The organism is Photorhabdus noenieputensis, assembly GCF_018448935.1.
Lineage (GTDB): Bacteria > Pseudomonadota > Gammaproteobacteria > Enterobacterales > Enterobacteriaceae > Photorhabdus > Photorhabdus noenieputensis.
Genome location: NZ_RCWC01000096.1, coordinates 1 through 2,672 on the forward strand (window position 1 = coordinate 1; position 2,672 = coordinate 2,672).

The window sequence follows — 2,672 nt, forward strand, 5'->3', positions numbered from 1 at the left end:
GACCAACCCGGCGTTGGTGTTGTTAATCTGGTCGGCATTAATCTTCAAGTGGTGCCCGGCTTCAATCGTCGCCGCGTGGTTATTGAGCTCACGCGCCTGACCGGTGGCCGTCAGGGCGTTATCCAACTGGCCGCCGATGCGCAGGTCGCCCACGCTGTAAATCTGGGCATGATGCTGGTTGTTGAGTGTTCCGGTGCCGATATCCAGTTGGTCACGCGCCGCAATGACCGCGGCTTTGCCGTCCTGTGCGGAGTTATTCAGTGTGCCCGTCTGGAGGGCAATTTGGTCACCGTAAATGCGCCCGGTGCCGGTGTTGTTCAGAGTGTTGGCCGTGAGATGGGTTAAGCCGCCGTCAATCAGTCCGGTATTGTTCAGCGTATCGTGAACCTGGATTTGCGTTTGTTTAGCGCTGATTTCACCGGCGGCGTTATTGGTGAGATGGTGTGCGTCAAGATGCAGCGCCTGACCGGCTTTTATCTGGCGGTCATTGATAAGATTACTGGTCGTTTTCAGGGTCAGATTGCCATTGGCCGCCGTGTTGCCGGTATGGTGAAAATCCTCAGTTAAAGTGACCGCCATATTGCCCTGTGATAACAGTTGGCCGTCACCGCTCAGAGAGTGTGCGTTAATCGTGGCCTGTTCCCCGGCAATCAGCGTGCCTTGCCGGTTGTTAATCGCTAGCGAGGTGTGCCCGCTCTTGTCGTCTACAGTAAGTTGTTTGCCCGCGGAGATTAACCCCTGCGCATTATCCAACTTGTGACTCACCTGAGCTTGCAGGTGATTGGCCGCCCGTAAAGCGCCCTGAGTATTGTCTACCTGTTGCGCATTTACCGTCAGGTTTTGTGCTTCCACCCCGTTATCCGTGTGCGCCGTCTCGCGGTTAATCAGGCGAGCGGTGTTCAGGGTCAATTGCTGACCGCCACGGATAAGGCCGCCGGTGTTATCGGTTTGGGTGTCAACATCAAGCTGAGTGTCGCCCACCGCCTGCACCTGCCCGTGACGATTATCGAGCTGGTGAGTATTCAGGGTTAAGGTGTCCGTGGATAACAATTTGCCGTCCCGGTTATCCAGCGCGGCGTGTCGGGTATCGATAGCCAACTGTCCGCCCTGGAGATGACCGTGGTGATTGTCCAGCGGGCCGCTGGTGACGGTGGTTTTTCCTTCTCCAATAATCTGGCCCTGCTGGTTATCCAGCAACTGCCCGTCGGTATCCAGAGTCAGGGCGTCGGCGGATTGTAAGGTCCCCTCGCGGTTTATCAGTTGTTGACTGTGAATGTCCAGCCCGCCATTCCCGGCAATCTGTCCCTGAGTATTAGTGAGCTCGGCGCTGGTCAGCGTGGTTTTGCCGTCCGCCGCGATTATCCCGCCGGTGTTATTGATATCGCCGGTGCGCAGGGTTAACTGCCCGCCGCTTAACACCCGGCCCGACTGATTGCCCAGCGTGTCACTGACGGTCAGTGTCAACGAACCTTTGTCGGCGGCTACGATGTTGCCGTGACGATTATCGACGGTCGTTGCTTTAAGGTTCAGGTTGCCGTTGCCCGCAAGGGTGCCGTGCTGGTTATCCAGCCTCCGGGTGGTGAGGGTCAGGGTATCTTTGCCCTGTTGTTGCATCACGCCGCCTTGATGACTCAGGGTGTCGGCGTTGATGGTTATCTGCCCGGCCTGAGTGTCGGCGTGGTTGAGTTGCAGTTCACCGGCCTGTATCGTCAGGGCACCATTGGTGAGCAATTTGCCCTTATCACCCAGCCACCGTTGGGTGTTGAGCGACAGTTTCCCGTTGCCTGCCAGTTGCACGGTGCCCTGAGTGTTATCGGCCTGATGCGCGGTGAGATGCAGGTCCTCGCCCTGACTGGCAATATTGCCCTGACGGTTGTTAAGCCGGTCTGTGGTGAGGGTCAGCCGTTTCCCCTGATTGAACACTGTCCCCTCACGGTTATTCAGAGTGCGGGTATGGAGCGCCAGTTCACCGGTCCCGGTCTGGTTAATTTTTCCCTGCTGGTTGGATAAATCCGGGGTCGTCAGGTGGATTTCCTTCGCCACTAACTGGCCGCCGTCGTTGTTAAACTGGCCCGGCGTTTTCGCCGTCAAACGGTCGGCGTTGACGGTAGCACGAGCAGTATTGATGCCCGCTTGACCGGCAGTCAGTTGAATCTGCCCGGCGGCCGTCTGGCTGTCGCTCAGGTCAATCTGCTGACTGTGGACAGCCAGCGTATCAGTGGCCAGATTTTTGCCATTGGCCTGAACGTGCTGCGCGGTCAGAGTCAAGGAGCCGGGGCGGGTGATGTTACCGTTATCATCCAGTCCCGCGGCCCATACGCTGTTATGGCTGCTGTGTATTGTGTCTGCGTTGACCGTGGTATCGCCGCGGGCTTCCACCCGGCCCCGATTATCCAGCGTACCGCCCGCCTGTAAATTCACCGCCGATTGTGACAGCAATTTGCCGGTGTTAGTGACATCGGCAGACGAAGTTAATTGCAACGTATCCCGGCTGCTGAGGGTGCCGCGGTTCTCTATCCGGCCCTCGGCGGTGATATGGACCTCTCCGGCAGACGCGCCGATATTACCGGCATTGTGCACGCCCACCCCCGTTTCGGTGCCTATCAGCCTGATTTTATGGGCATACATGCCGCCCAGCGCCGCCACATCCAACGCAAACGCCGGGTACTTTT

1 protein-coding gene is annotated in these 2,672 nt (G+C 57.7%); it reads right to left on the reverse strand.

Annotated features, from left to right (window positions below):
• Positions 1–2,672, reverse strand: a 2,672-nt coding sequence (locus tag EAE91_RS23220; protein ID WP_422615669.1) for a beta strand repeat-containing protein, incomplete at both ends; no start/stop codon positions are given.